The organism is Sphingopyxis sp. (genome assembly GCF_036402335.1).
GTDB lineage: Bacteria > Pseudomonadota > Alphaproteobacteria > Sphingomonadales > Sphingomonadaceae > Sphingopyxis.
Window position 1 is genome coordinate 1 of sequence record NZ_DASWTD010000113.1, and the last position, 3,514, is coordinate 3,514.

Here is a 3,514-nt window from a genome sequence, read left to right on the forward strand (position 1 = left end):
GGCGGTCGCGACCGACAGCTATTCGACCTACCTGCAGTTCTCGCGCGGGGTCGCCGACCTGCCGCCGATCTATCTGCGCGACCTGATGGAGTTCAACTACCCCAATCAGGGCGTCGCGCTCGACAGCGTCGAAGCGATCACCGAAATCCGTAAGCGCTTCGTCACGCCCGGCATGTCCTTGGGCGCGCTGTCGCCCGAAGCGCACGAGACACTCGCGATCGCGATGAACCGCATCGGCGCGAAGGCCGTGTCGGGCGAAGGCGGCGAAGCGAGCGAACGTTATCGCCCCTATGCGAACGGCGACAACGCCAACAGCAACATCAAGCAGATCGCGAGCGGCCGCTTCGGTGTCACCGCCGAGTATCTTGGCGCGTGCGACGAGATCGAGATCAAGGTCGCACAGGGCGCCAAGCCCGGCGAAGGCGGCCAGCTTCCGGGTTTCAAGGTCACCGAATTCATCGCGCGCCTGCGCCACGCGACGCCGGGTGTTACTTTGATCTCGCCGCCGCCGCACCACGACATCTATTCGATCGAGGATCTCGCGCAGCTCATCTACGACCTCAAGCAAATCAACCCGAAGGCGCGCGTCTGCGTCAAGCTCGTCAGTTCGGCGGGTATCGGCACCGTCGCCGCAGGCGTTGCGAAAGCCCACGCCGACGTCATTCTCGTCGCGGGTAACACCGGCGGTACCGGCGCTTCGCCGCAGACCAGCGTCAAATATGCCGGCACGCCGTGGGAAATGGGTCTTTCCGAGGTCAACCAGGTGCTGACCCTCAACGGGCTTCGCCACCGCATCCGCCTCCGCACCGACGGCGGGCTCAAGACCGGCCGCGACATCGTGATCGCCGCGATCCTGGGGGCCGAGGAATATGGCATCGGCACTTTGAGCCTCGTCGCGATGGGCTGCATCATGGTGCGCCAGTGCCACAGCAACACCTGCCCCGTCGGCGTCTGCACGCAGGATGAAAAACTGCGCCAGAAGTTCACCGGCAGCCCCGAGAAGGTCATCAACCTGATGACCTTCATCGCCGAAGAGGTCCGCGAAATCCTTGCCAAGCTCGGCTGCCGCAGCCTCGACGAGGTCATCGGCCGCACCGAATTGCTGCGTCAGGTCAGCCGCGGCGCCGAGCATCTCGACGATCTCGATCTCAACCCGATCCTCGCCAAGGTCGACGCGCCCGACGACCAGCGCCGTTCGCAAGGACCGAACTTCCGCAACCCGGTGCCCGACAGCCTCGATGCGCAGATCCTCAGCGACGCCAGACCGCTCTTCGAACGCGGCGAGCGCATGCAGCTGACCTACAACGTCCGCAATACGCACCGCGCCGTCGGCACGCGCCTGTCGGCCGAGGTCACCGCGCGCTTCGGGATGAAGGGTCTTGCCGACAATCATGTCCAGGTGCGCCTGCGCGGTACCGCGGGGCAGTCGCTCGGCGCCTTCCTGTGTCAGGGCGTCACGCTCGAGGTCTTCGGCGACGCCAACGACTATGTCGGCAAGGGCCTGTCGGGCGGGCGCATCGTCGTGCGCCCCACCGTGTCGAGCCCGCTCGTCAGCCAGCACAACAGCATCATCGGCAACACCGTCCTCTATGGTGCGACCGCGGGCACATTGCTCGCGGCGGGTCAGGCGGGCGAGCGTTTCGCGGTCCGCAATTCGGGCGCGCAGGTCGTCGTCGAGGGCTGCGGCGCCAATGGCTGCGAATATATGACCGGCGGCACCGCGGTGATCCTTGGCCCTGTCGGATCGAACTTCGGCGCAGGTATGACCGGCGGCATGGCCTTCATCCTCGACACCGACGAGCAGTTCGAACGCCGCGCCAACGGCGAATCGATCGTCTGGCAGCGGCTGGCGAGCACCCATTGGGAATCTGTTCTCAAGGAACTGGTCGAGGACCATGCGAAGGCGACAGGAAGCAAATGGTCGGCCGAAGTCCTCGCCGACTGGGACCGCTGGCGGGGCCGTTTCTGGCAGGTCTGCCCGAAGGAAATGCTGAGCCGCCTGACGCATTCGCTCAGCGATGCCGAAGCCGAGGTGGTTGCGGCGGAATAATCGTAAATCCTCCCTGTGGCGAAGCCATGGGGAGGTGGCAGCGCGAAGCGCCGACGGAGGGGCTTTGGCGCTGCCGTCGCGGCCCCTCCACCACCCGCTTCGCGGGCGGTCCCCCCTCCCATCGCTACGCGACAGGGAGGATCGTTTGTCGCGCGGGCGATACGCTTCGTCGCACCGCCGCACCGCGTTCACCCCAGCGAAAGCGTCGATCCCCTAATGGACGCCACTTTACTGCCCCTCTCGTCCCTCGAAAGGATCGAGCCATGACCCGTTTTGCCCTGGTCGCTCTCCCCCTGCTCGCGCTCGCCGCGCCCCTCCCCGCGTCTGCCAGCGAAATGCAAGGCGCCGTCGCGACCCTCAACGATCCCGCCACGCAGGACCGGATGGCCGAGACGATCACCGCAATGGTCGGGGCGCTGATGCAGATGCAGGTCGGCCCGCTGGCGAAGGCCGTTGCCCAGATCGATCCCGAATCCGATGCCGCCTATATCCCGCCCGATGCCACGCTCGGTGAAGTCGCCGGCCGCGACCCCGAATATGCCGAGCGCATGGGCGACGACGTCCGTGCCAGCACCCGCATGGCGGGGCACGCCGCATCGGCACTCGCCGCTTATGCGCCGGTGCTCAAGGACATGGCGCGCGACCTTGCGGCTCAGTGGGAAAGGGAGCGGGCCGACGCGCGCCGCTGAAGCTTAATCCACCATCGCCGGACGGCCGTTGCGCCATAGCCGTTGCGCGCGGCGCCCCGCTGCCGCTATGCCGGGGATATGTGGCAACTCTATCAATTCCCGCTCTGTCCCTTTTCGCGCAAGGTTCGCCTTTTGCTGGGCGAAAAGGGCGTCGGTTATGAATTGGTGCGCGAATCGCCGTGGGAGCGCCGCGACGAATTCATCGATCTGAACCCGGCGGGGCGCACTCCGGTCATGGTCGACCAGGCACGCGGCCAGGTGCTGATGGACAGCATGGCGATCGCCGAATATTTCGAGGAAACCGTCGAGGGCAAGGCGATGATCAATGGCACGGCCGCGAGCCGCGCCGAAATCCGCCGGCTGACCTCGTGGTTCGACCATGACTTCTATTATGAGGTCACCGGCCCCTTGCTGTTCGAACGCATGCAGAAACGCATCGTCCACCGCCAGCCGCCCGACGGCGGCGCGCTGCGCGAGGCGATGAAGGCGGCGAACAACCATCTCGACTATGTCGATTACCTGATCGACCACCGCACCTGGCTCGCCGGCGCAACGATGAGCCTCGCCGACCTGACCGCCGCGGCGCATATTTCGGTCGCCGATTATCTGGGCGGGATCGACTGGACGGGGCACGAGCAGACCAAAGGCTGGTATTCGGGGCTGAAATCGCGCCCGAGCTTCCGCCCGCTGCTCGCCGAGCGGATGGAGATCGTGACGCCGCCGAAATATTATGAGGATGTCGACTTCTAAACTGGCGCAGAAATAAGTGCTCCCC

At 65.7% G+C, this 3,514-nt stretch carries 3 protein-coding genes; all 3 read left to right on the top strand.

Annotation, left to right across the window (positions count from 1 at the left end; all coding sequences use genetic code 11):
- On the top strand, positions 1–2,050 hold a 2,050-nt coding region (locus VGD20_RS03355; RefSeq protein ID WP_331133094.1), incomplete at its 5' end, for a glutamate synthase-related protein.
- Positions 2,051–2,313: 263 nt separating this feature from the next.
- A complete protein-coding gene (locus VGD20_RS03360; RefSeq protein ID WP_331133095.1) occupies positions 2,314–2,739 on the top strand; it encodes a hypothetical protein in 426 nt (141 codons plus the stop codon).
- Positions 2,740–2,817: 78 nt separating this feature from the next.
- A complete protein-coding gene (locus VGD20_RS03365; protein WP_248459872.1) occupies positions 2,818–3,489 on the top strand; it encodes a glutathione S-transferase family protein in 672 nt (223 codons plus the stop codon).
- The last annotated feature ends 25 nt before the right edge of the window (positions 3,490–3,514 follow it).

Coding starts and splice junctions, on each gene's coding strand:
- VGD20_RS03360 (WP_331133095.1), top strand. CDS start 2,314: ATGACCCGTTTTGCCCTGGTCGCTCTCCCCCTGCTCGCGCTCGCCGCG.
- VGD20_RS03365 (WP_248459872.1), top strand. CDS start 2,818: ATGTGGCAACTCTATCAATTCCCGCTCTGTCCCTTTTCGCGCAAGGTT.